A 26,021-nucleotide genomic window follows, 5' to 3' on the forward strand; every position below is an offset into this window, starting at 1 on the left:
CCTACATGACTTCTATTTGCAAGGCTCAAAAACAATTTAATCGCGGTAATCGCAATAACAATTAGTAACGGCGATCCCCTTTGTTACCCCAATTTCCCCCTGATCCCCCCCGAGGCTCACGGGGCTTAGCTTTGTTAACCTTGAGTACGCGTCCCATCCACTCAGCACCGTCTAAAGCCTCAATGGCAGCGGTCTCTTCCGCATCTGTCTCCATCTCAACGAAGGCAAACCCACGAGGTCGGCCTGTTTCTCTATCGGTAGGTAGATGAGCACTTTTGACGGTACCGTACTCAGCGAAAACATCAGTCACATCTTCTTTGGTGGCATCGTAAGACAAATTGCCAACATACACTGACATATGAGATTCTCCAAACATTCAAATTCAAAGGACACAGAGTTATATTCGGAGAACCATTTTAGAAAAGATTGCATAGCCGAAAATAAATCTGACCAAACGCTAGCACAGAGCCAGGGATAGTGCATAAAAATGCAGCAAAAATCAATTTTTGCCGTTGCCGATTTAGAGGATGAATCGTCTGTGAAACTTTCAAACAGCCTAAATTCAACGGATGGACTCATGGGGGAAGCTCAGAAACGCCCAATCTTTAAAGGATTCAGACATTTTAGCGACCGCTTCCATCCCATTCACAACGAAAACCGATGTTTGTGTAGACTTTCTACTGTAGGGAAAACCTACTCAAAAAAATAGGCTATACGGTGACTTGGGCCATCACCGTTACAGCGATCGCATCAGGGAGTGTTGGTAAAGGCTCAAACTTCCAACCTAGGCGAACCTGATAATCATTAATCATTGTGAGAAACCCTAATCCTGAGCGCGTAGTATCGTTTTCCATAGCGCTCTCTTCCACTTGTTGTAGGTATAACTCCTGGGGATCAGATGCTAATAATTCTTTAATAAATATCTGGAATTCCGCCGCTTGGGCTTTATTAACACTATTGGTAGCGAATATAACAGCAACTAACTCTGGATTCTCTAGAAAATAAATTCCAAGTTTTACTTGATGGGTAGACGTTTCTAAATTGAACTTCACAGCGTTTTCGATGAGTTCATTAGCGACATAGCTAATGGAGCCCTGGGCTTCTTTTATCCTTTGTTCCTCTTCAGGGTTATTCTCATCTAATGGCAGAAAATTAATAAAACAATTGGCCAAAAAATGCGCTGACAGCCGTTGATTACGCCAAAGGTTTTTAATATCTTCTGATGTAGAGGTAAAACTCAGTTCTAGGGAATCGCGCTCAGGAGGAAGAATAGTAATATAATCACCAAAGATCTGATGCATCCAATTTTCTCCTGGAACGTCGATTTATATAAGATCTGTTAGGGGAATCTTTGGTTAAGGGTTAATTCAGAGAGAAGGGCCAAACTATACGAAAGTATTACTGCTGTTTGAGGACAAGCAGGGTAATATCATCAAATATTTTTTGTTCACCAATAAACGCTTTAACATCGTTAATAATAGCTCGTTGAACATCTTCAGCCGTACTACCATGCCAACTTTGGGATATCACCTGGCGCAAACGAGGCATACCATATTGTTTTTTATGTGAATTATAGGCTTCAGGAATTCCGTCAGTGTAGAGTACGATCCCGTCACCAGGCTGCAACTGAACTTTGACATAGCTAATGAAGCCACCTATATCATCGTCCAACCCAATTGGCATCCCTAAGTCCATCGTATCAATGCTCTCAACCGTGCTATCGACTCTAACGATAAGAATCTCTTCATGCTGACCACTAATACTAACGTATCCGTCTGAATAGTTGAGAATAGCAAGGGTTAAGTTCTTTTCAGAGTCCATCCGCTGGACATTCTGATAGATCGTACTATTCACGGTTTCTAGAAACTTAATGGGGTCATGTTCTTGAATTTCTTTGAGGGTTCGCACCGCCGTTTGGGTCATGAGCATCAACATACCGCTTTCCAGGCCATGCCCTGTGACGTCACCAATGCCTAAGGTAACGATACCCTCCGTCTCTAAAACATCATAATAATCTCCACCCACTTCATCGGCAGGTTCCATAAAGCCAACAATATCGAGGCCGTCCACATTTTTTAGTTCTTCAGCCTTAGGCAATATCATTTGCTGAATTTGTCTAACAACATCGAGTTCTGCCCCCATTCGCAGGTTTTCGGCCTTTAATTTGTCATTTAAGGTACTAATTTGAGCATTAGCATTAGCAAGTTCTGCCGTACGCTCTTTAACTTTATCTTCTAATGTTTCAAAAGATGTTCTGAGCTGACTGGCCATGCTATCGAACGAGTACGCTAACGTGCGTAATTCGCGGATGGGACCTGTTTCACTATCGCTCAGTCTAAGCTCTCCATGTTTTAGGTCTCCGCTGGCAATGGCTTTAGACGCTTGAGTAATACGTAATACAGGCTGGGTCAGCCAGCGGGTAATTAATAACCCAACACCGACTGCAACCCCAAGGGCCAGTAATGTTAGTGCAATGGTATTACGATTATTGGCATAGATTTGTCCCATAAAATCAGCTTCTGGAATGGCAACCACAATTAGCCAATCAAGACCACGGCCATCACGAAATGGGAGAACTTGGACAAAATGCCGCTGTCTATGAAGTTTAAAGTTGAGCTGTTGCGATCGCGAAATTTCCTGAAGGCTGCCAAACCGTTTTTCAATATGTTGCGTGGTTCCCTGCACCAGAGGATCTTGGCTATCCACAGCCTGTAAAAATTGGGGATCTTCTTCATCTCCTAACATTAAGGGTTCATCCGCCGAACTCGAGATCAAACGACCTTCACGGTCCACAACAAACGCCTGGCCTGACTTACCAATATCTAAATCTCTTAAGAAATCCCGAAACTCTTCTGGTAAGACAACATCAGCCGCACACACACCCAACAAACGTTGCCCTGCTCTATCGTAAACAGGCAATGCCGCTGTAATGTTGGGTAGCCCTGTGGTAAACGCAATATAAATATCTGTCCAAACTGGTTGCTGGGCTTGGGTAGCTGACCGATACCAGGGGCGCTGTCTAGCATCAAATATAGTTTTTAACTGACGTAGAAAATAAGTCCGTTGCCCCCGGACATTGAGGGTGTAATATTGACGCTTAGCCTTAGTTGCAGCATTGCTATAGGACAGCTGTAACGAACCATCTTCTGGGTCTCGTAAAACACCAAAGAAATCTCCTCGATTGTTACCACAGTAAACAAACGCCACATTTGGGGCAATTTTCATTTGTTGATAAAGCTGGGCTTCGCCACGGGTGGCAGTTGTGACATCAATCACGCCATGAATCAATGCCGTTGAATTCAATCGATTGATTTCGTGGGGGGTTTCAAAGTAGCCCTGCAGTTCTCTCTGAATTCGGGCTGACACCTCGGTGCGTAGCTGAGAGGTTAAGTCTTGCACAGCCTGTTGACTATTGCGAAATGAAAGATAGCCAACTAACCCTACAGTGGCACAAATTTGGAGAACAAATGGAACCACCAGGATTCTGCGCATAGGAATACGAAAATCACTAGGTAATCCACTAAACAAGCGTTTCATGCTTATACTCCACCTTGGCTGCTGAGGACAATCAAGTCTTGAGGCAGACTAATAGAACTACTCTACGTCCAACCGTAGGCTAGGAAGAAATTTCTGGAGATTTCTCAATGATTTGCCCTGCCAGGGCACCTCATGGGAACCCAAAATAGCTAGCTGAATATCTTGCGTTTGGCGTAAACCCAAGACAAATTTGGACAACATACTAATACCAGAGCTGTTGAGAAACTCTAACCGTCTTAGATCGATGGTCATGACAGCAGGGTTGCCACTGGCTATCTCCTGTAGCAAGTCTTTAATCGGAGCGTAATCTGTGGGACCGCTTAATGCCAATTCACCCTGAAACGTTACAACGACAGCATCAGCATCGTAGTGAACAACGTAATCTTCGCCTTTGATTTCCTGATTGACCATTAGCAGCATCTTTTGCTAGGACAGGGTATATAGAAGAAATTATCCTTCACTAAGCCCCTTAGGCAGCAAACCCCTTTCCAGTTTTTTAGGGTGGGAAAATGATAGCTTGGGCCGCAACCATTGTGTAGATGGGACTGTTTTCGATCTTGATTATTTATAGAGAATGACCGTGCAGAAAGGCTTCTATGGTATCAATCAGGCGATCAATTTCCGCCTCAGTCGTAAAGTAATGAACACAAGCTCGTACACAGCTGGGTGACAATAGGGTGCGTAGATAGAACTGTTGCGATTCCAAATAGGTAACAAGTTTTTGATGCAGGTCTGGGGAATACTCTCCTGCTTGAAAAAGTTGAAAGGATACTAAACCAGACTCTGGAGGCGACTTCAAAAGACACTGGACTGCCCGCAGGCTGTTGAGCTTACCCCAGAGATAACTGCTGAGCTGACAAATGCGAAAGTAGCGTTCTTCCGCAGTGCCCCAGCTATGGTGGGATGCGATCTCAACCCGTAAGCCACTACATAGCGCCACATTAGAGGTAGCCACTTCATACCGCCGGGCATCGGACTGCCACCCCGTAGGCTGTCCCTCTTTGTTCATAGTAATGCCGCGCCAACCAATAAACGTCGGTGCCAGATCCTCCATCGCTGCGGGACTGACATACAGCCCCCCCAACCCAGCCGGACCGCAACACCATTTATGGCCGGTAAATGCATAGAAATCCACACCGGTCTCAGCCATCTGTAGAGGTAACATACCTACCGATTGAGCAGCATCTGACAAAACACGCACCGTCTGGGGTTGAGCATGGCACAGCTGACAGATCTCCGTTAGTGGCATCACCTGACCCGTATTCCAAAGAACGTGGCTCACCACCACCAAACGGGTATTGGGACGCAATTGGGATTGAATCATGGCCACCGGATTGGCCCTATTGATCTGACTGAGGTGAGGAAAAATACTGACCTCTAAGTCGAAGCGTCGCTGTAGCTCATACACCGCCGCAAAAATACCAGGATGCTCGCAATCCGATAGCAGGATATGATCACCGTTGCGCCAGGACATCCCCCACAGCGCAATGTTACAGCCAACAGTAACATCCTCCGTCAGCACCATGGTCTGGGGTGATACACCTAGCTCGTCTGCCAAAACACGTCGGGTTTTCTCCCCTTCAACCTGCATCCATGTATTAACCGCACTCCCAAAGGGACCGCGAGTTTGCATGGTCTGATGGGCAAACTGAATTGCCTTCAGCGCATTGAGCACCATCGGGCCTTGACCACCGTAGTTGAAATAAGATTTGTTTTGCAGCGCTGGAATTGTCTGACGATATTGCGCAATGCTGACACTCATGAAGGCACAACCAAGCCAGTTAAAGATTTATCAAGTTTAATCTATCCTGCATCGGTTATTTTGTCCGTAAAGACAGGCTTTCTGGGGGTTTTTTACAGATTCCGGATGGAGGTTAAATCGATCTGAACCTATTTACTATCAGGCCGGGTAAATTGTAAAAGAGATTACTATTCCGCATTAACTACTTAATGGTTAATGCTGTAGCGACCATAACGGAAACCGATACTAATGCGCCTTTCACGCTCGATTTTGCCAGTGGGGTTAGCAGCCCTAACACTAGCCAGCTGTGGCCCTTCAAAGGTCGCTCAGTGCAACGCGTTTGCCGATGTGATCAATCAGGCCCAGGTGTTCAAGGATGAATTTGAAACTGAAATCGATAGCTTCACCCAACAGGCCCAAGGTGCTGAAAGTCTAGGGGACATCCAAACCGCGGCCACCCAATACATCAGTGCAGTCGAAAAGGTGGTGGTTAGCATTGATGGCATGGTCACTAGCCTGGGTGAGTTAGAACTGGCTGATGAACAGTTATCCCAATACCGTGACGGTTACGCCGAAATCATTTCTGGCTCAGCCACAGAACTCAATGTGGCCGGTGAAGCCATGCAGCTGGTGGCCAATGCCGAATCAGAAACTGACCTCAGCAATGTATTGGAGGAATTTCAAGGCAAAGCCAACAATGCATTCACCAATTTGCAAACCTTGTCGCAAAACGAAGCCACCCTGGTGAATGACATTAATACCTATTGTGGTGCCGAGGTCCCCATCGGCACTGAAGAAACGGCTCCCGCAGCACCTGCCGATGAATAGGTAGGCCTTCACGATAGAATCTATAGCGCCGCTTGCTGATTCCATCGCCATGGTTACCTCGTCTTCTGCTTTGCTGATTGAAACTGATGCCGCCTCTCACCAGGCGTGGACTATTACGGCCAATGGTCGAGGGCTAAAAGGGCGGCTCCAGGTGCCTGGCGATAAGTCTATTTCCCATCGGTCTCTAATGCTGGGAGCGTTAGCCAGCGGTGAAACTCGCATTAAAGGGTTACTGCTGGGAGAAGACCCCCGCAGTACTGCGGCTTGTTTTCAGGCCATGGGGGCTAAGATTTCTGACCTAGAAGCAGAATGGATCACCGTCCAAGGCTTAGGAGTGGGCAACCTCCAGGAGCCTAATATTGTTTTAGATGCGGGCAACTCAGGAACCACGCTGAGACTCATGCTGGGGTTACTAGCTTCGCAACCAGGTCGTTTCTTTACCGTGACCGGTGATGATTCTTTGCGATCGCGCCCCATGGCACGGGTGATCACCCCCCTGACTACGATGGGCGCTCAGATTTGGGGTCGCAATAACAACCAGCTTGCGCCCTTAGCCATCCAAGGCCAAACGTTATCTCCTATCCATTACCAATCTCCCATTGCCTCAGCCCAGGTCAAGTCCTGCATCTTACTGGCTGGCCTCTCAGTGGATGGTGATACTACAGTTACCGAGCCCAGCCTCTCACGCGACCACAGTGAACGCATGCTCAGTGCCTTTGGCGCTAACCTAACTGTTGATCGAGACGCCTGCCGCGTGACACTACACGGCCCGAGCCAGCTGCAAGGGCAAACCGTGATTGTCCCTGGCGACATCAGCTCTGCCGCCTATTGGATGGTGGCCGCCGCCATCGTACCTGGATCAGACCTCGTAATTGAAAACGTCGGCGTCAATCCGACCCGTACTGGAATTTTAGAGGCGCTACAACGGATGGAAGCCGATATCACCTTGGAAAATGAGCGGGAAGTCACGGGAGAACCCGTCGCTGACATTCGGGTACGTACCAGTCAACTCAAGGCCTGCACCCTTGGTGGCGATCTCATTCCTCGCTTGATTGATGAAGTCCCCATTCTGGCCGTGGCCGCCCTCTTTGCTGATGGCACTACGCGCATTGAAGATGCCGCCGAACTGCGGGTCAAAGAAAGCGATCGCATCGCTGCAACCGCCAGCCAACTCAACCAACTAGGTGCATCCGTCAGCGAGCTCTCCGACGGTCTAGAAATTCAGGGTGGAACCACCCTCACGGGCGCAAATGTCGATAGCTTTACCGACCATCGTATTGCCATGAGTCTCGCCATTGCGGCCCTGCGCGCCGCTGGCTCTACCACCATTCACCAGGCAGAAGCCGCCGCTGTATCCTACCCCCCCTTTGCTAAAACCCTAGAGGAATTTGCCCTTTAGACTTTGAGTAAATTGCATCTTGAGTCAGGGCAGCTGTTGCGTAAAAATTCCCAATCCCTATTCCCCTCTCCCAACTCGATTGATTTCTCTCCACGTCGGGAATTCTAGAGCAACTGTGGAAACCATCAAGGGGAAGCCATCCAACGTTGCTCAAGCGACTGGTTGTCCTGCCTCCGCCATGCCATCTGTTGCCCGATTTTTGATCAGGGTTGCAACATAGCATCTATGCAAAAGATTTTATTGATTGGGTCATCGAAGTTATATACGTCAACAACGGAGCAAACGATTGCAGCTGCAGGCTACATCGTTGAACGGGCAGACACAGGCACTGCTGGGTTGGAGCTAGTCCGTGCTCAAAATCCTAATCTGGTGGTCTGTGATTGGGAGTTAAGTGATTGCAATGGTCACTACGTGCTGAAACAAATGCGTAAAGACCTACAGCTAGCGGTCACGCCATTTATCATGCTGAGCCCACTGTATGACCGAAAACACCTGCGTCACACCATGCAGATGGGGGCAGATGACTGTCTGATCCATCCATTTGCGGATGATGTCTTGATTGCTGCAATCTCAGCCCGATTAAAACATCAAGAAGCCATTAACAACCACTACCTCAGCCATTTACGGCTAGCCGCAGAACACCTGAATCGGCTGTCTTACTATGACAGTCTCACCAAACTACCTAATCATCTGTTATTTGAGCAACGGTTTACTCAACTCATCCAAACATCGGCTAACCCCATAGCCTTGCTTTCCCTCAGTCTGGATCGCCTCAGGCAAATCAACAACATTTTAGGCTACCCAGCCGGTGATAGCCTTTTGCAATCCACCAGCCATCGCCTCCAGGCCTGTCTCCCCAATGGTACGATGCTGGCCCGACTGACCGGCAATCAGTTTGCGATCGCCCTCAGCAACATAGATAGCCTGGTAACCGTCAAAAAGCTGGCAACAGAGCTGATGGATGCCCTAAGCCGCCCATTTTCACTACCTGGCCACGAAGTTTTTCTCACCGCTAGCGTAGGCGTAGCCATGTATCCCCACAACAGCCGAGAATTAACGGTGCTCATGCGCCAGGCCGATGCGGCCCTGGAATATGCCAAACGTCAAAAAAGTAACTACTGCCAGTTTTATCAACCTGATATGGTAGTCGCCACCGAATATCAAATTCGGTTAGAAACCTGGCTACGCTATGCCCTGGAACGCGATGAATTTGAAGTGCACTACCAGCCTCAACTCAATCTACAAACGGGCCAGATCGAAGCAGCAGAAGCCTTGATTCGGTGGCACCATCCCGAAGCAGGCAATATATCCCCCGGTTTGTTTATCCCACTGGCCGAAGAAACAGGATTGATTATCTCCATCGGCCAATGGGTACTAGAGACAGCCTGCCGTCAAGTCCGCCAATGGCAAGATATGAATCTGGGTCTGCGCCACGTATCAGTAAACTTATCCAGCGTCCAGTTTAACCAGGGCAACCTGAGTCAGCGAGTGGCCCAGACCCTGCAAAATATTGGCTTATCCCCACGCATGCTAGAACTGGAAATCACCGAAACCGCATTGATTCAAGATGCCAATGCCGCCATCCGCACATTAAATGAACTTAAACACTTGGGCATTCGTTTAGCTGTGGACGATTTCGGTACTGGGTATTCATCCTTGAGCTATTTGCAGAAACTGCCCATCGACACCCTCAAGATTGACAACTGTTTTGTACGCGGCGTCACCACTGACCCCAAAAATCAGGTTATTCTCAAATCGGCCATTGATATGGGGCATGATTTAGGACTTTGTATCATTGCAGAAGGTGTAGAGACCTTGGATGAACAAAGTCTATTGGAAACCTATCAATGTGATTTTGCCCAGGGCTATTTCATCGGCAAACCGATGAGCGCTCAGCACCTACAAGCTTATTTAGAACAACAAACAGCACTGGTCAGTTTAGCGTCGTAATCATCGCTAACGGCCTTTGGGGGTAGTTTTTTGGAGATACCGTAGTTATGCCAAAGGGCCAGGGAATAATAGGCACATAGCTAGACAGTACATACTACGAGACTTAGGTGTATAACCCGCATTAGCTAGTGGTTAGCGAGTTACCATAGCGTTGGCCCTAGATCGTTCTTATATATCAGGATGCTTGGGGCACCGACAAGTAAACACGTTTCTGGGTTGCGGGTTAGGCAAAATATATGTGGCGACAGTGGAGAAAGGTCAACAACTACGTCCATAGCGTACAAACGTATCAAGATATGAGCCCTGATTTAACCATACGAAATCAGGTCAATCAATCACTACGGCAGCATCGTACTCCCCTATCATCAGAGGACTGGTGCAACGAATGCCATCGAGTCACGCAATCTGCGCCTACAACCCTGAGGTTTATCTACCGAACCCTAGAAAAATATTCCGGTATCGAATTTAGTCGCGTCAGACCCCAGGATCACCTAGTGGAGGATCTGCAATTTCCGATGGTGTGCTGGTTTGACTGGTCGACAAGCTTTTGTGACGAGGTCATCCAGCACTTTGATATAGATATTAGCGACTGCTTTGATGAAACGCGCTGCGATACCCTAGCCGACTTGATCATGTTCTTGGATGCCTGTTTGGCCAGTCAATCATCTCCAGCCAACTAATGCCACTGCTGATCCTAAATCAGCAATGCCGACTAAATATTACAGACCGAAACTAACCAAGTAAGGTTGTAACAGCGTTACATTAAAATGTAATCCTGGCTCTTATTGACTAGCCCTGCCATGCCTAGAACTCAGCGCAACGATAATTTCATCGATAAATCCTTTACGGTCATGGCCGATATGATCCTAAAGATGCTGCCAACGAAAAAGCAGGCAAAAGAAGCCTTTGCTTACTATCGTGACGGCATGTCTGCCCAGGCCGATGGCGAATATGCAGAAGCCCTAGATAACTATGACGTAGCCCTAGAGCTAGAAGAGGATCCCTACGATAAGAGCTTCATTCTCTACAACATGGGGCTAATCCACGCCAGTAACGGTGACCATGATGCAGCTTTAGAAAAGTATGCGGCAGCCATCGCACTTAACCCCCGTATGCCCCAGGCATTAAATAATACTGCCGTCATCCACCACTACCGAGGTGAGCAGGCCGAAGCAGCGGGTGATAAAAAGGCTGCTGAAGTTTTTTATGACGAAGCGGCTAGCTATTGGCTGGAAGCATTACGCATGGCTCCCAATAACTATATTGAGGCGCAAAACTGGTTGAAGAATACGGGTCGAATGGCAGCAGATGTATTCTTTTAACTCATACATTGGACGGTGGGCAGAGCCCACCCTATCCTTTATTTACTTACGATTAGCCTTTCCCAAATGATTGATTTAGAACAGGTTCGCAAGGTGGCGCTCCTAGCTCGTTTAGAGCTGACAGAAGCAGAAGAACAGCAGTTTACAGAGCAGCTAAGCGGTATTTTGGACTATGTGCAGCAGCTCAATGAGTTGAACACAGAGAATATTGAACCGACAACTCGGGCCATTGAGCTGAGCAATATTACTCGACAGGATGAGTTAACTCCCTTTGCAGATCGAGAGTCTATCTTGGATATTGCACCGGACCGTGAAGATGATTTCTTCAAGGTGCCTAAAATTCTTGGCAGTTAGTTGATTCAGTCGATTCGATTGGTAAAGACGTTCCATGGTTTGTAAAGACGTTCCATGGAATGTCTTTACAAAATTAATGGTTATCGCCAAGGAATTGCAGGTAGTCGTTGCTCATTTCTTTAACAGCGGCTTCGTAAAATTGTTTGCCATGTTCTGGTGTGGCCAAGTCTGGGTTAGAACCCATGCGACCATCGGTATAAAATCGTCGAAAATCAACAGCGCCATAAATACGATGGCCCGAGGGAGCAACTTGAGGGTCTAGGGGAGCTGATTTAATGAAATCAGGATAAGCATATTGCGTTAGGGCAACTTCACTGGGAGTGGCGTGGGAACCTTCTTGATCTCCGTACAGTTCCTTGGCAAGAGCATAGACAGATCGACACATAAACCAGTTAGCCAGTTTACAGCGCACATTTTCCGCCCCTGAGATATTGAGATCAGCCAGGGTCGCATAGGTTTCCGAGAAGGCAGCTTTAAGGGTGGCCATGTTGCCACCATGGCCATTAATAAAGTAGAACCGGTTAAACCCAGCTCGCGCTAATGGCTTAATGTAATCCTGAATGAGGGCAATTAACGTACTGGGTCGTAAACTAATGCTGCCGGGGAAGGCTGTGTGATGCAGTGCCATGCCAACATTAATGGTAGGGCCGATCAGAGCATCCGTTTGCTCACCCACACCCGCAGCTACTGTTTCTGCACAAATGGCATCGGTGCCAATCAAACCGGTGGGACCATGCTGCTCGGTGGAACCAATGGGAAAAATAATGCCTTGCGATCGCAACAAATAGGCTTCGACGTCAGGCCATGTACACAGATGCAGTTTCATTGCTTCACCTTCATCAGTGGTCAACCTATGATCTGGGTGGTCAAACTTCGTTAACCTCCCTTAAGCTGTATTTAAGATGTGGTTGCAATACCATAGGTATGACTGCGAACCACAGTAGTCGCTTAGATGACAGGTAGATTTCTATGCTACATCGCAAGATATACCAACTCTCATGCGACGGTCGTGAGGTGTGGGTGTTTTTAAGGGATCAGCACCGCTGGATTGAGCGGGCTAAGATTTTAAACATCGAGGGCGATCTCGTAACTCTACGCTACGAAACCGAAGAAGATGACAAGCGCTGCGCATGGGAAGAAATGGTGCGGTTAGAGAGTATTGGTTCAATTCAGCAAAAGCTGGCCACGGTTCCCAAAGGAGATACGGAAATCATAATCTCGGACGATTGTCCCACATCTGAACAAATTCACGAATAGTCGCGTTCCATGTAGGGGCATTCCATGGAACGCCCCTACCGAGATGTAAATTCTGGGCAATGCCCATCTGGAGCCACTAGCCGACCAAACAATGGTGAGCGAGGCTGCTGACAGCTACGTTGCTGATAGAACTGACAGTTATCACAGGCAATGCGATCGGGAGCTAATCGGTTGGTAATCTCAACCAGCTCCGATGAATCTACGCCTCGTAGCACCAGGTTTTCACCCTGCCAGCGGGCCTCAATAATGCCTGTTTCAGCAAAACTTTGCCAGCGGGCATCAGCAGTAATGGTCGGTGGCAATTGAAGCGAGACCTGATCCCGAGAGTCGCTCACGGTGCCCTCAAAGGTGGGTTCACTGGGTGGAGGTAGAGAAGCAAATCGGGTATCTAGAAATAGCGATAACGGATTTCCCGGCCAAGGAATATGCACCTGATAGCGACTCTGGAGGGATTCTAAATTCGCTAAGGCACTAAGACGCTCTAGTTGACCATGGACCAACACCACATGGCGCGGTCGCAAATTATGGATCAGCTGTGTCGTCCCATCACCATCGCAGTGGCTATATAGCTGATAGGTTTCAAGCTGCACCGTGCCGGAAACCGTGGCATTTTTTAAACTATCAAACCAGTCATAAGCAGGACCATGGGCATCCAACTCCCGTTGCCAGCTCCTCAAATCCGCCTGTTCTGGCAAAAAGACACTCCAAGCCCCCCGATATCGTTGGCAATAGAGATCAACGGGAGTAGCTGGGTGCACTAATAACACCGCAGGTGCATCGAAAGACCCTATTTGTGGTTCTAGCGGTAGGCTCGACAACCGTTTAATCGTGGGATTGATGCGATCATCCCAAAAAATAGATTGATGCTGGGCAAAGTTCTGGACATTGCGGGGAAACGCATCGGGCATCTGCTCCAAAAGCTCCAGATAGGCATCACAGCTGCTAGCCAAAGCGGGATCAACCCAAATAGTTAAAGGCTGACCGGTAAAGTGATAATGACTGCGCCAGAGCATGAGCAGCTCTTGCCCCAGGCCTAGCATCGGTACCGGAAAAACCACACAGCGTAACTGATCGAGGTGAGATCGCAGTCGCTCAATCAGCTGATGTTCCTGCTGCCGCCGATTTGGATAGCATGTCGCCCCCAAACTTCCTTCCATAATCAGCACATCGGGGTTTAAGCCTCGCAGTGCCGCTAAGGGCAACCCATCCACCAGGCGTGTACTGGAGAGAAAACAATCCCCGGTGTAAAAAATTTTGTAGGTACGACTATCTTGAGCGTAGGTAAACAGGGTGCAAGCCGCTCCCGGCAGGTGCCCAGCGGGCCAGAGCTCCACAGTTAAATTATCCGCCAGCTCAATCGGCATGCGCCAGGGCAAAATTTGGATGGAGTCAGCCAGAAGCCTATCTCCTAATAGAGCAACTGTCCCCGCCGTGGCATATATCGGTACATGGGGCCACCATTGCCTGAGTAAGTTTAAGCTGCGGCCATGGTCAACATGGGCATGGCTGCAAAACACAGCATCAGGCGGAGGATGCTCCCCCAAAGGAGTGATATCTTCTAAACCGCAATCTAACAGGATGCGATGACGACCAATAACCAGACCTAGACTAACGCCTTCATCGCCATGGCCCACACCATAGGGATAACATACGACGGTATTCCCATCGGCTATAGCAGAGGATCCTATTGGTGGTAAAACAACATCGGCCCCCATTCAGTCAGGCCAACCCCTCCTAACCAAAGAACTACCCACCGACTAATTAGTAGGTCTAATTAGTGGGCAGAACCATTGCCATGGTAGTCATCAGAATCGTAAAAGCCATTTTGGGTGCCAAAAAACAGGCACGCCACCGAGAAAACAACCGCTAAAACTGGCAAGATCGTTTTAATATCCACAGATAATTTTCCTTAGTGAAGGTTCTGGGTGCTTGATAACTGAGCAAGGCCCAGTCCGTATTCAAATGCAGCTTATAATCTTTTGTCAAAGAAAAACTGGTGCTTTGCATACGGCCTTTGGATCCTAACAAGTTCACTGAGGAATGCCATCATAGTCCCTGTGACTGTTATCAACTGAAACATTCTCTGTTTGTGTAGCCGATGATTTCTGCTGAATGGTGCGATCGCAATACCCTCGAAGTTGCCCCTGATCTCATCGGTTGTACCCTTGTCCGCCAGCTAAACGGCGAAACCTTACGGGGTCTGATTGTGGAAACCGAAGCCTATTGCCCAGGTGATCCCGCCTGCCATGCCTACCGGGGTAAAACTCCCAGCAACGCCGCCATGTTTGGGCCACCGGGTCATAGCTACGTTTATTTTATCTACGGCATGTACCACTGCTTCAATGTCGTTACCGAATCACTGCATACTGGCAGCGCCGTTTTGATTCGCGCCATTGAACTGGACCATTTACCCACGGGCCTTGATGCCAAGTACAAGAAACAGGGAAAACGCATTGCCGCTGGGCCAGGTAAACTATGCCGTACCCTGGCGATCGATCGCAGTCAGAATGGGGTGGCACTTCAGCCAGGGCATCAGCTATGGCTTGAGCATCGCACCTCTGAATTTCAGGCCAAACTCGATCGAAGGCAACATACCCTGGTGCAAACCACACGCATTGGCCTTTCAAAGGCTGCGGAGCATCCGTGGCGCTGGTATTTAAAGGATCACCCAAGCGTATCTAAGACTTAAGAGATGGGCGAAAACTATTTTACAGGACAATTTCTTTGCCACGGTTGGTAAATTCAACCTGATTAACTTTCCAGGTGGGATTTTGAATAAGGGTCTCTTCTAACCCTCCAAATAATCCCTGTTGCTCACAGCTAGACAAGGACAGAAACTGACGCTGAGAATCCTCTGCCAGGCGTAAATCAACAATCGCTTTGCTATCTTCAACATTGACCCGATAGCCCGATAGCTTAAACGCCTCAAACTTATGGCGATCCAGCACTTCGCCCACCGCCTCAGTGATGGCTTGATCAGCTTGGACCTTAACCGATTCCGCCTTAAAATTACTACAGCTATCATCCATCACATAGATGGAGACAGCCACCATATCAGCATCTGGGGTCACCCCATCCGTCTGCGCTTCTATCTTAGGTTCATCGCCTTCAGCTGACTCGCTGGGCTTCTCAGGGGATAGTGCAGGCTCCTCTTGGACTACCGCAGCTGGATCTTCCACAGTCGGTGGTTCAGCCACATCGGTAGGCGTTGAACCATTACAGCCTGCAATGGTTACCCCTACACTCACAAATACACCTAATAATACCTTTGGGAACCGAACCATCGAATGAAATACTAAGTAAAGCGTTTGCTCATATCCTACAAACTAGAGCTACGGTCTGTCCCTAAACTGTGACAGTTTGATAAATCTGCGGTCTGTCACTTAAAGTGTGACAGTTTGCCAAATCTATGGTCTGTCACTTAAAGTATGACAGTTTGCCAAATCTATGGTCTGTCACTTAAAGTGTGACAGTTTGCTTGACCCGAAAACACGTTAACCAGTCCCCTACTCAAATGTGGTCTGTCTATGGCCGACAATTCCTGGAGTCGTCGTCACATCATTTCCCTAGAAGACTTCACCCCAAGCGACTATCAAACTATTCTGCAAACGGCGACCAGTTTTCGTGAAGTCCTCTCCCGCCGCACCAAAAAGGTGCCTGCACTACAGGGTCAGGTAATCACCAATCTATTCTTTGAACCCTCTACCCGCACCCGCAGCAGTTTTGAATTAGCCGCCAAGCGATTATCTGCTGATATTCTTAACTTTTCGCCAGGTAACTCATCCCTTAAAAAAGGAGAGACCATCTTAGATACGGCCAAAACCTACTTAGCTATGGGCACTAACCTGATGGTGATTCGCCATCAAGAGGCAGGGGTACCCACTATCATTGCCAAAGAGATGGACCGAATTAATTCAGGTGTGGGCATTCTCAACGCTGGTGACGGGCAGCATGCTCATCCATCCCAGGCACTACTGGATTTATTCACCATTTGTACCAGCCTCAACGAAAAAAAACCCCATATCGAGGATTTACAGGGCAAGAAAGTCGTTATCGTTGGCGATATTTTGCATTCGCGCGTTGCCCGATCTAATATTTGGAGCCTGACTACCTGTGGTGCAGAAGTACATCTCGTCGCTCCGCCTACCCTATTACCAAAGTATTTTCTAGACGCTTTTCAGCGTCCGACCCAACCATCTGCCCAACCATCTGCCCAAGTATCTGACAGTGACACAAACTCAACAGGCAAACTCTATATTCACTGGCAATTAGAACCAGCCTTGGAAAATGCTGATTTTGTTATGGCGCTACGGCTACAGCATGAGCGTATGAGCCAACATCTGCTGCCTAGCTTGCGAGAATATCACCAGCAGTTTGGCATTACCCGTGAGCGCTTAAAAACCTGTAAAGCCACCGTCAAAATTATGCACCCTGGCCCCACCAATCGCGGTGTTGAACTGACGTCAGATTTAATGGATGATCCAGAACTAAGCCTCGTCCCCATGCAAGTCACCAGCGGTGTCGCCACCCGCATGGCCCTGCTTTATTTAATTGGCGGAGTGAAGTAAGGAGCGGCACGAAAATAATGTGCTGGTAGACGATTCACACATTAGATCAGGAAAACAAGCATGGGGCAAAAATTCTATGGGCTCAAATGCTTGTCATAACCCAAACCTCACGCCCTATTCTCCATTTCCCATTGCTCACCTATCCAAGATTTTCTACCCTGACACCGCCCTACTCTCAAGCCTCAGCTCCAGTGTCTTTCAAAAACTGACGATAGCCAAGTAAATTTGTATCTTCAGAAATTTGCTTGGCAGTATGAAAGGTAAAACGGCGCTCTTTGCTAGATTCTTGCCAAGCCTGCTGAATTTTTTTGGATGGAAATTTACCCTGGGAAAACATTGCCATCATTTTGGCCCAGCGAGGCTTGAGTTGATGGGTTTCACCGACGTATAGACGATATTTACCAATATTGGCTACAGCAAAAATTCCAGAACTCATAGTGGTTGCGATCGCGATCCCTGATGGCTCAACCTTGACAGGCTGGTAGTCTACTTTTCAGTCAATTTTCCCCTAGAGTTGGTCAAATCACCAAAGTTATGATGTTTCGCAACTCTTAGTGGACTATCTACAATAAATAACGTCCATTCTCCGCATCCGTCTCGCAATACGCACAACTATGACCGTTGGCCTGCCCTTTAACCTCGATGTTCAAACCCAAACCAATGAGGCTGATAGTTTTGCTATCACCTTTGCCCCTCTATCCCTAGATGAGGTTTATCACTTAGCAGGTGATGAGGCCAATGGAGCCATTGTTGTTATGAGCGGTATGGTGCGCAACAATACCGAGGGAAAAGCCGTTGTTGCATTGGAGTATCAGGCATATGAACCAATGGCCATAGCTGTCTTCAAACAAATTGCTGCGGAGATGCGTCAGCGATGGAACGATATTACCCATGTAGCGATTCATCACCGCACTGGCAAACTCACAGTGGGAGAGATCAGTGTGCTTGTTGCTGTCGGTTGTCCCCATCGATCAGAGGCCTTTGCTGCTTGCAAATATGCTATTGATACGCTGAAACACAATGCCCCCATCTGGAAAAAAGAGATTTGGAAAGATGGTTCCACCAGCTGGGTCAGTATTGGAGCTTGCGAAGATGACAGTGAATAGCTTTTTAAGGATAATGCAGTCGCCCTAACTCTAAACGCTATTATTCATTCCCTCTGCAATTACCCCCTAGAAATTAGTAGAACTGTAATGTTCGATATGGGGTTGATAAATCTATGGGATGGATCATCGTTGATATTTACCAGGGCATCAATAACTTCTATAGCGGCTGGATCTGGTGGAACTTATTTTTGGCCTTTATTCCAATGCTGCTTAGCTTTAAGCTATTTCGCCGGAAAGCACTGTCTCCTTTCTGGTTTGCGCTAGCCTGTTTTGGCACCGCCCTGATTGGTATCGTCGGGTTGGAGTCCAGGCTGCCCAGGCTTAGACGGTTTGCATCGAGTATCGTTCGTGATATCCAAACAGGTGATCCTGGCACCTTACTGCAACTGCTCTGGCTGGCCGGGGTTATGGTGATTGCACTTGGCATCAGCATTTGGCTATTTAAACAGTCCCACACGCGTAAACTTTGGCTTTGGTGGATAGGTCTGGTCACATTTATCGCCTTTCTTCCCAATGCTCCCTATGTTTTGACCGATATTTTGCACCTAATTCGTGGCACCAGTGCTGGAAGTATCAAGATTTGGGTGGTTGCTTTTATCTTTATTCCGATGCATATGGCGGCCATTATTATCGGGTTTGAAGCCTATGTGATTGCTCTTTTAAATGTAAATTTCTACCTGCAACAAAAGGGATTACACGCACTAGCTGGGCCGGTTGAGGTTAGCATCCATGCCCTGTGCGCTTTTGGTGTTTATCTAGGTCGTTTCATTCGGCTTAATAGCTGGGATATTGTTGTTGCTCCGTCCAGCGTTTTGGCCATCACCTTGAATACTCTGACTTCAAAGCGACCGCTAGTTGTTATTTTCTTTTCATTTGTTCTACTGACGGTGCTCTATTGGATTATGAAACAAGTAACCCTAGGACTAAAGTTGAGAATTCACTATGCCCAGATGGGGCAGAATGCTCTTGATTAGCCGGAGAAGATATTCAACAGTTACGGCTTGAGAACAGATGGGATATGGGCAGACAGGATTAGCCAATGTATTTGGCAACACCCCAAACTTCCTCCCGGCTCCTGCCCCCCACTCAGTCGAGGTTTCTCAGCTTAAGCTGATACCCCCAGTTTCCCTTTTGTCAATTCTTCAGAAAGTATTGCGTCATAGCGAAGCAACTTTCTCAAACTTATAATTGTGTGATGCACAATTCAAGCCAAGCAAACGCTTTGGCGATGCCAGTTTATGCTTGTAAGTAAGTGCGTCATTGGAATCAAGGAAATCTTTGCCCATGAAAGTCGTTTATGACCCAGATAAAGACATCCTACAGATTGCTTTCGTCTCTACTGTGATTGAGGAAACAACGCAAATCTCACCGGGATTAGTGCTTGACTATGACGAAGATGGGCAGGTGATCGGTTTAGAAATCAGAAGGGCATCGATTAAAACAGATAGTCCTTACGCTATCTCCTTCAATATCGGTCAAGCCAATCTCAATAAGCCGGTGACCAACGGCAAAGAGTTGGCAAGTGGCAAAGAATAAGGAGTTCGGTACTAAAGTTTGTCATGCAACCGCCCATGCGGTTTCTGCATGAACGACATTCTTAAAACACAACAGGTCAACAGTTCATAACTTTTGGAGTCATTCTTGAAATCATAAAAACACTTCAAAACAAAAAAATGGTTGTTCATCATCGATCAATGATAATTGAGGAAGGAACGTAGACTTCTCCTCTAGCTATTGACCGTTCTACCACTCTGTTCACTTGAGGTGACCATGAAAGAGTCCGTGCGAATTTTGATGTGCGCTCCACAGCACTATGACGTTGATTATGTAATTAATCCCTGGATGGAAGGCAATATCCATCGCTCATCGCGCGATCTTGCCCAGGAACAGTGGAACCAGCTCCACAATATTCTCAAAGAGCATGCAACGGTGGAGTTAGTGGCACCTCAGCCTGGATGGCCAGATATGGTATTCACAGCAAATGCTGGGTTGATTCTCGACCACACCGTTGTTCTCAGTCGCTTTTTTCATGCTGAGCGGCAAGGGGAAGAACCCTATTTTCAGCAATGGTTTGCAGACCAGGGTTACACCGTCCACACGTTACCTAAAGGGTTACCCTTTGAAGGAGCTGGGGATGCCCTGATTGATCGCGTCGGGGGATATCTGTGGGCCGGATACGGTTTTCGCTCAGAACTCGACTCCCATACCTATTTAGCTAAATGGCTAGATGTGGAGGTCCTTTCCCTGCGGCTCATTGACCGCCGCTTCTATCATCTGGACACCTGTTTTTGTCCGCTGAACAATGGGGATTTACTTTACTATCCCCCAGCGTTTGACACTTACTCAAATCATCTAATTGAGCGACGCATCCCGACCGAAAAACGTATTCCAGTGAATGAGGTAGATGCCGTCAACTTTGCCTGCAATGCGGTCAACGTTGACCAAACTATTATCATGAACAGTGCCAGCGATGGTCTCCAGAAAACTCTAGCCGCACGCGGTTTTAAGGTAATTGAAACACCCCTCACCGAATTTCTAAAAGCGGGCGGGGCTGCCAAATGTTTAACATTGCGGGTAACAGAACCGCGTCAAGACTCTCCTCAAGCCTCTTCTATTCAGAGTCGGATGGTTCACCTAGAGGGCCATTTGCTAGACTCCGGCATCGTTAATCGAGCATTGGACACAATTGTGTCTGGTGGCGGCAGTTTTCAAGTATTGCACTTTGACCTCGGCGCACAGCGGCAAGATATCTCAACGGCAGACGTGAAGGTGTCAGCCCCCGATGGAGATGTCATTGAAGACATCATGGGGCAACTGGTTGATTTGGGAGCAGTCGTCACCTCAGAGGATGTTTCCCCTGACGCCCACTTAGAAGCTGTAGTACAGGCAGGCGTGGCCCCTGATGATTTTTATGTGACCGCCATCTACCCTACAGAGGTTTCTGTGAACGGGCAATGGATTAAGGTACAGGGCCAGCGCATGGATGGAGCCATTGCTATTACTCAAACTCCAGACGGTCTAGTAGCTCACTGTAAACTGCTTCGGGATTTACAGATAGGCGAATCTGTTGTGGTCGGTAGCGAAGGTATTCGCACTAAACGTACGACTACCACCCTTAAAAAGAAATCCACAGAGGAGTTCAGCTTTATGGGCGCTGGCGTCTCCAGCGAACGGCGTGTGGAGTTAGTGGTGGAGCAGATCGCCTGGGACTTACGTCGCATCCGTGATCAGGGTGGCAAAGTGGTCGTCACGGCAGGGCCAGTGGTGATTCATACTGGCGGCAGTGAACACCTGCGGCATCTCATTCGTGAAGGCTATGTGCATGGGCTGTTGGGGGGAAATGCGATCGCAGTTCACGACATTGAGCAGGCACTCATGGGCACCTCCCTTGGCATGGATATGAAGCGGGGCGTTTCCGTCCATGGAGGGCATCGCCATCACCTCAAAGCTATCAATACTATTCGCCGCTGCGGCAGCATTGCCAATGCAGTGGACCAGGGGATCTTACAAAGCGGAGTCATGTACGAATGTGTGAAAAACAACGTGCCCTTTTCCCTGGCTGGATCTATTCGCGACGATGGCCCACTGCCCGATACCCAAATGGATTTGCTCCAAGCCCAGGCGGATTATGCTCGTTTGATTGAAGGAGCAGACCTGATTTTGATGCTCTCGACCATGCTGCACTCCATTGGTGTGGGGAATATGACCCCCGCCGGGGTGAAGATGGTTTGTGTGGATATTAATCCAGCAGTGGTTACAAAGTTAAGCGATCGCGGTTCGTTGGAATCGATTGGCGTGGTTACTGATGTGGGACTGTTTTTGAGTCTGTTAGTTAATCAACTCAATAAGCTCACTGGAAAATATGCTCGCGTTTGAAGTGTCCTCGAGGGATGTTCAAAATTAGGCTCATAATTTCAGCCAGGAATATTCTTGCCTAATAGGAAATTCAATAACTCCTCTTTTTAGAATTTTGCGCGCTGCGACAAAATTCTAAATCACCTGACCGACTGCCCAAACCGCCTACTGGGGATATCAATCATTTTTTTCGTAGGGTTCTAGGGCGGCGGAACGCCCTAGCCATGGGGGTGTGGGGAACTCGGAGGGACCCCACGCAGCCGGTTTTGCTGTTAGCCAACCTACAAAATACACTGGTCGAAAATTGGTTAATTGCGATGAGGGTTGCTCAGGGCGTTCCTCCCCGAACCCCTCCTGTTCGTGGGGGCCTAAACTCCCACACACACCCCGAAAGTAGGCTGTCGTTTATCGCTAAGATTTAGGTTTGGAAGGAGTTACGGCGAGGTCAGGGGCAAAGTTACACTAAAATTCGTGAAAGTCTTCTTTTCCCAGTACTTAAAGGGGAAATTGTCAGTGTAGTAGACTGCTATTTGGGAAGACCGTAACTCCTTATAATAAAAACCTTAAATAACCGTTAAATTCTCCCCTGATCTATGCCTGAGCAAGGGTTCACCAATAAAACATCGCGGCTGTCTACAATTCGACCAATTGGTGTCTATGCCCTGTCAGGCCTGGCAGCAAATAACGAGTACCTTTTTTCCATTGACAAGGTAAGAGGCTATCTTGTCTCTATCAATCTCCGCACCAACAATACCGTTATCCTAAACCCGTATCAGCTGGAAGATAAGGAGTGGATGGGGGCAGTCGGTTTGTCTCTCTGGCAAGATACCTTTTGGTTCGCCAGGGACGAAGAGGTGTTTTGGTGCGATCTCGCAACCCAAAAGCCTACCTTCTTTACAGAACTGCCCTACCCAGTAGCCGGTGTCGCTGTTTGGGAAAACATCGTCTACGTCAGCTGCCAAAAATCTGGATATATCCATCTCTTTGATCGCCACACGAGCGATCCTCTAGGAAAATTTCCACAACCTGGTGTAGGTGAGGAAACCTTGGCAACCAACGAGGATGGATTATGGGTATGCGACCAGACAGAACAAACGGTCTACTGCCTTGATCGCGAAACAGGCAAGATTCAACTGAGTGCCCTAACGCCCTACAGTTCACCCACCGGCATCACATTCTATCGACCTGAGGCAGGGCAAGATCCCGTTTGCTATATCGTCTATGCCGATGAAGAACCCTATATTCGTGATAATCCCAATGCAGAGTCGCCCTATGAACTGACATTTCGCGATCGCACCTTTATCCATCCGCTTTATCTTCACAACAACCCAGTCGAACACTACACCCTCTCAAACGGATATCTGGTGGAATTCTCCTATGCTGAGGAAATCATGCCGCTCGATGCCGTCACCCTCAACAACGTCGAATGGCGCATTGCCCTACCTGCCAACACCCTGCGCCAGCGCGTCCGCCACGTAGAACCCATTGGTCATCCTTTTACAATTGAAGAACAAAATGGGCAGCAGGTAGCTGTCTTTAAGTTTGACCAAATTCAGCCTTTTCAGGGAGGTCTCTTAGGCTGGAAGGCCACTGTCGAAATGTATAGCCTCAAATATTGCCTCACCCCTGACGATATTGATGGCGACAAGCCACTACCCACTGAACTACAGCACTACCTCGTTGATGACGACGATCTGGCAATGGATACAGACACCATCCAGCAGGCAGCTAGTGAAGGCGCAGGAACTGAGACTAATGTATTGCGGAAGATGTTGCGGATTCGCAATTACGTTTACGATCGTCTCTCCTACGGTATTCAACCCAAAATCGATACTCCCGATGTGGCGCTAGAACGGGGGACTGGCTCCTGTGGAGAATATGTAGGGGTACTGCTGGCTTTAGCTCGTCTAAACGGCATTGCCTGTCGCACTATTGGTCGCTATAAGTGTCCGCCCCAACCCGAATACCGCCACCTACCCCTAGAACCAGACTTTAACCATGTGTGGCTAGAGTTTTATGTCCCTGGTGTTGGCTGGCTGCCCATGGAATCCAATGTGGATGATGTAATTGAGCGAGGTCCCTATCCTGAGCGTTTCTTTATGGGGCTGGCCTGGTACCACATGGAAATAGGTAAAGGGATTCCCTTTACAAAAATGACTGCCGACGACAAACCTGAAGAGTTCTCACTGCGCGACTTAGCTATCAATCATATTCGCTTTCGAATACTGGATGAGCTGATTCCAGAGTAAATATTATTTCTGAAACACTTTAGGCTTGCTGCAACTGCGCTTAGCCAATAGTCCCCCTGAGTGGAATCGAAGGGGACACTCACAGCCAGGATAAGGCGATTGCCAATCCTCAGTTAATGTTGTTCATAGTGTGCATCGGCGCAGTCAACAACAGGATTAATCTGTGGCTAGATTGAACATGGAGGAGAGGCTAACTGCACATTGAGATAAGTCAATGAACCAGAATAATTCAGGTGTACTAGGATAGAATGATTTTGATGGAAATTTAACTCCAAAGGTGTTCTATTTAGCTTAGTGTTATGGTCCAAGTGATTGCCGCTCACAGTCTTGAACTGCATGAAGTTGAAGCACAGTTTGGTCTACAGCAATCGACCGATCCTGCTTTTTTCTTAGAGTGGCAGGGGGTAGAGGCGGACTTAGATGAACGCGATCGCTACTGGCTGGATAAAGCTAAATCTAATTTCCTGAGTTTAATCAAATATCGATTACACGAGGAAGTGGTCAAAATGTCGATTCTGGCTCCGCTTTTGGCTGTGTCTGGGTTGGGGACCGCTCCATTTGTACCCAAGGCTGAAAAACAGATAGAGGTCACATTTCCAGCTCAGGATTCGGATAACGAGGATGAGATTATTCGTGGTCGCATTGATTTATTAGTGTTGTATCGGAATCTATGGGTGGTGACCATTGAGACAAAGCCCCAACAATCGGATGTTTTGGAAGCACTTCCCCAGGTGTTGACCTACATGATGGCGAGTCCAGAAAAGGAACTGCCGCTGTTTGGGTTATTGACCAATGGTCGGCATTTTATATTCGTTAAACTGCTGAAAAAAACAACACCCACCTATTGCTTATCAGAACTGTTTACGTTATTTCGGCAGGAGAATGAAATGTATCAGGTAACCGCAATTTTGCAACACCTGGGGAAATTAATGATGGCAGTGGATTGGAAAAGCCAAAAAGTTAGCTCATAGTGGAATTGAGCAATAGCTATATGACATATGGCAGAATGGACAGGTCATGGGTAATCTTAAAACTCCATTTATGCTGTACTAGCTCTGCTCTCCTAGTAATGACTGAATAATGCGACGAGAGACACGGAAGTTTGTTGTTTGCAATCGAGCAATAGCATCTGAGAGTTCGATCAACCCTTGGTTAGCAGCCTCATCTAAAATTCCAAGCGTGCCAATAATGGAAATTCCCCGTTCCATTGCTGTACGTCGTCCTAATCGCTCGTCAATAATCAGTAAGTCGGCTGAAATAGTTTGAGCCAGAGTAATGGCTGCTTGTTCTCCTGGATCGAGAGCATTGAGTGTCTCATCGATCTTGGATACCGTTTGAACCGTTAACCAGGTAGGATGATCGGCTATCCATGCCTGAACTACTAGTGGTGCATCTGGAACTAGCATTTCATCTCGCACAGCCTCTGGAATAACGAGCTGTCCAAATAAGCGGGGAAGCAATTCGATCTGGTCAATGAGCAAGAGATAGTTGATCGGCGAGGTATCGGAAACGACGATCATGAGTTGCTATGTGCATGATTTTCCCGGAGTTGGCGGAATGTTTCACGATCGCTCTCCAAATCTGCTTCATCATAGTGCAAATAAGCGTTATGCTCCTTCAGAAAAGCGTCCACTGCCCAACGAGACGGTAGATCCAGGATACGTCCTACTTCAGCACTAGTGATTTTCTCTAGCTGATAGGCTTGTACCACTAGGGCCTCTACAATTTCACGAGCAAGGTGATCAAGATTGAAATGTCGAAGCAATTCATCAGGGAGATTAAGTGTAACTTGCATAATTCAGGTAAGCTTTTTTGATAGGTACTTGAGATTGTTCTGATCTATGACTAAGGTTGT

27 protein-coding genes are annotated in these 26,021 nt (G+C 47.8%); 15 read left to right on the forward strand and 12 right to left on the reverse strand.

All coding sequences use genetic code 11. The annotated features are described in order from the left end of the window. Window positions 1-61: 61 nt before the first annotated feature. From rbp to SPB21_RS19355, 5 genes are all read right to left on the reverse strand, one after another. Window positions 62-358, reverse strand: a complete 297-nt coding sequence (gene rbp / locus SPB21_RS19335; protein ID WP_006516039.1) for an RNA-binding regulator — start codon at window positions 356-358, stop codon at window positions 62-64. 352 nt (window positions 359-710) lie between these two features. Further along, window positions 711-1,301 carry a slr1658 family protein gene (locus tag SPB21_RS19340; RefSeq protein WP_163662143.1) on the reverse strand — a complete coding sequence of 197 codons (591 nt, stop codon included), beginning with the start codon at window positions 1,299-1,301 and terminating at the stop codon, window positions 711-713. Between the two features lie 97 nt (window positions 1,302-1,398). Then, window positions 1,399-3,537: a SpoIIE family protein phosphatase gene (locus SPB21_RS19345; protein ID WP_499867503.1), complete on the reverse strand. Its 2,139-nt coding sequence runs from the start codon at window positions 3,535-3,537 to the stop codon at window positions 1,399-1,401. A 57-nt stretch (window positions 3,538-3,594) separates the two neighbouring features. Further along, on the reverse strand, window positions 3,595-3,948 hold the full coding sequence (locus SPB21_RS19350) for a slr1659 superfamily regulator (protein WP_490793901.1): 354 nt from the start codon (window positions 3,946-3,948) through the stop codon (window positions 3,595-3,597). Window positions 3,949-4,102: 154 nt separating this feature from the next. Next, entirely contained in the window at window positions 4,103-5,299 is a 1,197-nt protein-coding gene (locus SPB21_RS19355) for an aminotransferase class V-fold PLP-dependent enzyme (protein ID WP_499867504.1), read from the reverse strand. 228 nt (window positions 5,300-5,527) lie between these two features. Here SPB21_RS19355 and SPB21_RS19360 point away from each other — a divergent pair, with 228 nt between their 5' ends. The 6 genes from SPB21_RS19360 (at window position 5,528) to gatC (ending at window position 11,131) form a co-directional block, all read left to right on the forward strand. Then, on the forward strand, window positions 5,528-6,106 hold the full coding sequence (locus SPB21_RS19360; RefSeq protein WP_163662151.1) for a hypothetical protein: 579 nt from the start codon (window positions 5,528-5,530) through the stop codon (window positions 6,104-6,106). A gap of 49 nt (window positions 6,107-6,155) precedes the next feature. Further along, window positions 6,156-7,505 (forward strand): 3-phosphoshikimate 1-carboxyvinyltransferase, encoded by a 1,350-nt coding sequence (gene aroA, locus SPB21_RS19365; protein WP_163662152.1) that lies wholly within the window; start codon window positions 6,156-6,158, stop codon window positions 7,503-7,505. Between the two features lie 225 nt (window positions 7,506-7,730). Beyond that, window positions 7,731-9,455, forward strand: coding sequence for a putative bifunctional diguanylate cyclase/phosphodiesterase (locus SPB21_RS19370; RefSeq protein ID WP_499867505.1), 1,725 nt, complete (start codon window positions 7,731-7,733; stop codon window positions 9,453-9,455). 236 nt (window positions 9,456-9,691) lie between these two features. Continuing rightward, window positions 9,692-10,135 (forward strand): hypothetical protein, encoded by a 444-nt coding sequence (locus SPB21_RS19375; protein ID WP_163696930.1) that lies wholly within the window; start codon window positions 9,692-9,694, stop codon window positions 10,133-10,135. A 120-nt stretch (window positions 10,136-10,255) separates the two neighbouring features. After that, a complete protein-coding gene (locus SPB21_RS19380; RefSeq protein WP_163662155.1) occupies window positions 10,256-10,777 on the forward strand; it encodes a photosystem I assembly protein Ycf3 in 522 nt (173 codons plus the stop codon). A 66-nt stretch (window positions 10,778-10,843) separates the two neighbouring features. Continuing rightward, window positions 10,844-11,131: an Asp-tRNA(Asn)/Glu-tRNA(Gln) amidotransferase subunit GatC gene (gene gatC, locus SPB21_RS19385; protein WP_163671570.1), complete on the forward strand. Its 288-nt coding sequence runs from the start codon at window positions 10,844-10,846 to the stop codon at window positions 11,129-11,131. A 73-nt stretch (window positions 11,132-11,204) separates the two neighbouring features. Here gatC and SPB21_RS19390 read toward each other — a convergent pair whose 3' ends face one another. Beyond that, window positions 11,205-11,957: a creatininase family protein gene (locus SPB21_RS19390; protein WP_163662156.1), complete on the reverse strand. Its 753-nt coding sequence runs from the start codon at window positions 11,955-11,957 to the stop codon at window positions 11,205-11,207. A 143-nt stretch (window positions 11,958-12,100) separates the two neighbouring features. On the opposite strand from SPB21_RS19390, the gene SPB21_RS19395 reads away from it, so the two are divergent. Continuing rightward, on the forward strand, window positions 12,101-12,388 hold the full coding sequence (locus SPB21_RS19395) for a DUF6679 family protein (RefSeq protein WP_163662157.1): 288 nt from the start codon (window positions 12,101-12,103) through the stop codon (window positions 12,386-12,388). A 35-nt stretch (window positions 12,389-12,423) separates the two neighbouring features. Here the strand turns inward: SPB21_RS19395 and SPB21_RS19400 are convergent, their stop codons facing one another. Next, window positions 12,424-14,103, reverse strand: a complete 1,680-nt coding sequence (locus SPB21_RS19400; RefSeq protein WP_499867508.1) for an MBL fold metallo-hydrolase — start codon at window positions 14,101-14,103, stop codon at window positions 12,424-12,426. Window positions 14,104-14,162: 59 nt separating this feature from the next. Further along, window positions 14,163-14,285: a DUF8629 family protein gene (locus tag SPB21_RS19405; protein ID WP_284681761.1), complete on the reverse strand. Its 123-nt coding sequence runs from the start codon at window positions 14,283-14,285 to the stop codon at window positions 14,163-14,165. Window positions 14,286-14,486: 201 nt separating this feature from the next. Here SPB21_RS19405 and SPB21_RS19410 point away from each other — a divergent pair, with 201 nt between their 5' ends. Further along, a complete protein-coding gene (locus SPB21_RS19410) occupies window positions 14,487-15,077 on the forward strand; it encodes a DNA-3-methyladenine glycosylase (RefSeq protein WP_499867509.1) in 591 nt (196 codons plus the stop codon). A 19-nt stretch (window positions 15,078-15,096) separates the two neighbouring features. Here SPB21_RS19410 and SPB21_RS19415 read toward each other — a convergent pair whose 3' ends face one another. Further along, window positions 15,097-15,672 carry a hypothetical protein gene (locus SPB21_RS19415; RefSeq protein ID WP_490793906.1) on the reverse strand — a complete coding sequence of 192 codons (576 nt, stop codon included), beginning with the start codon at window positions 15,670-15,672 and terminating at the stop codon, window positions 15,097-15,099. 243 nt (window positions 15,673-15,915) lie between these two features. Between SPB21_RS19415 and SPB21_RS19420 the strand changes: the two genes are divergently transcribed. Next, a complete protein-coding gene (locus SPB21_RS19420) occupies window positions 15,916-16,956 on the forward strand; it encodes an aspartate carbamoyltransferase catalytic subunit (protein WP_499867511.1) in 1,041 nt (346 codons plus the stop codon). 175 nt (window positions 16,957-17,131) lie between these two features. Here SPB21_RS19420 and SPB21_RS19425 read toward each other — a convergent pair whose 3' ends face one another. After that, window positions 17,132-17,392, reverse strand: a complete 261-nt coding sequence (locus tag SPB21_RS19425; RefSeq protein ID WP_163662166.1) for a GIY-YIG nuclease family protein — start codon at window positions 17,390-17,392, stop codon at window positions 17,132-17,134. 178 nt (window positions 17,393-17,570) lie between these two features. On the opposite strand from SPB21_RS19425, the gene SPB21_RS19430 reads away from it, so the two are divergent. From SPB21_RS19430 to SPB21_RS19455, 6 genes are all read left to right on the forward strand, one after another. Continuing rightward, window positions 17,571-18,062: a molybdenum cofactor biosynthesis protein MoaE gene (locus SPB21_RS19430; protein ID WP_163696937.1), complete on the forward strand. Its 492-nt coding sequence runs from the start codon at window positions 17,571-17,573 to the stop codon at window positions 18,060-18,062. Window positions 18,063-18,175: 113 nt separating this feature from the next. Further along, window positions 18,176-19,036: a DUF1361 domain-containing protein gene (locus tag SPB21_RS19435; protein ID WP_499061199.1), complete on the forward strand. Its 861-nt coding sequence runs from the start codon at window positions 18,176-18,178 to the stop codon at window positions 19,034-19,036. Window positions 19,037-19,346: 310 nt separating this feature from the next. Further along, complete coding sequence (locus SPB21_RS19440; protein ID WP_163662172.1) at window positions 19,347-19,598, forward strand: DUF2283 domain-containing protein; 252 nt, start codon at window positions 19,347-19,349, stop codon at window positions 19,596-19,598. A gap of 234 nt (window positions 19,599-19,832) precedes the next feature. Beyond that, window positions 19,833-21,938, forward strand: a complete 2,106-nt coding sequence (gene argZ / locus SPB21_RS19445) for a bifunctional arginine dihydrolase/ornithine cyclodeaminase (protein WP_163662174.1) — start codon at window positions 19,833-19,835, stop codon at window positions 21,936-21,938. Window positions 21,939-22,510: 572 nt separating this feature from the next. After that, window positions 22,511-24,166, forward strand: a complete 1,656-nt coding sequence (locus SPB21_RS19450) for a transglutaminase domain-containing protein (protein ID WP_499867513.1) — start codon at window positions 22,511-22,513, stop codon at window positions 24,164-24,166. A gap of 299 nt (window positions 24,167-24,465) precedes the next feature. Continuing rightward, entirely contained in the window at window positions 24,466-25,137 is a 672-nt protein-coding gene (locus SPB21_RS19455) for a restriction endonuclease subunit R (protein ID WP_499867515.1), read from the forward strand. Between the two features lie 78 nt (window positions 25,138-25,215). On the opposite strand, the gene SPB21_RS19460 is transcribed toward SPB21_RS19455, so the two are convergent. Both SPB21_RS19460 and SPB21_RS19465 read right to left on the reverse strand, forming a co-directional pair. Then, the gene (locus tag SPB21_RS19460) at window positions 25,216-25,686 is read right to left on the reverse strand and encodes a PIN domain-containing protein (RefSeq protein ID WP_499867517.1); all 471 of its coding nucleotides are present in this window, start codon (window positions 25,684-25,686) and stop codon (window positions 25,216-25,218) included. Continuing rightward, window positions 25,683-25,961 (reverse strand): UPF0175 family protein, encoded by a 279-nt coding sequence (locus SPB21_RS19465; protein ID WP_499867518.1) that lies wholly within the window; start codon window positions 25,959-25,961, stop codon window positions 25,683-25,685. Before SPB21_RS19465 ends, SPB21_RS19460 begins: the two co-directional genes overlap by 4 nt. Between the last annotated feature and the right edge of the window lie 60 nt (window positions 25,962-26,021).

Origin of the sequence: Leptothoe sp. ISB3NOV94-8A (assembly GCF_043421595.1) — a bacterium.
In the GTDB taxonomy this organism is placed as follows: Bacteria; Cyanobacteriota; Cyanobacteriia; order Phormidesmidales; family Phormidesmidaceae; genus Leptothoe; species Leptothoe turfae.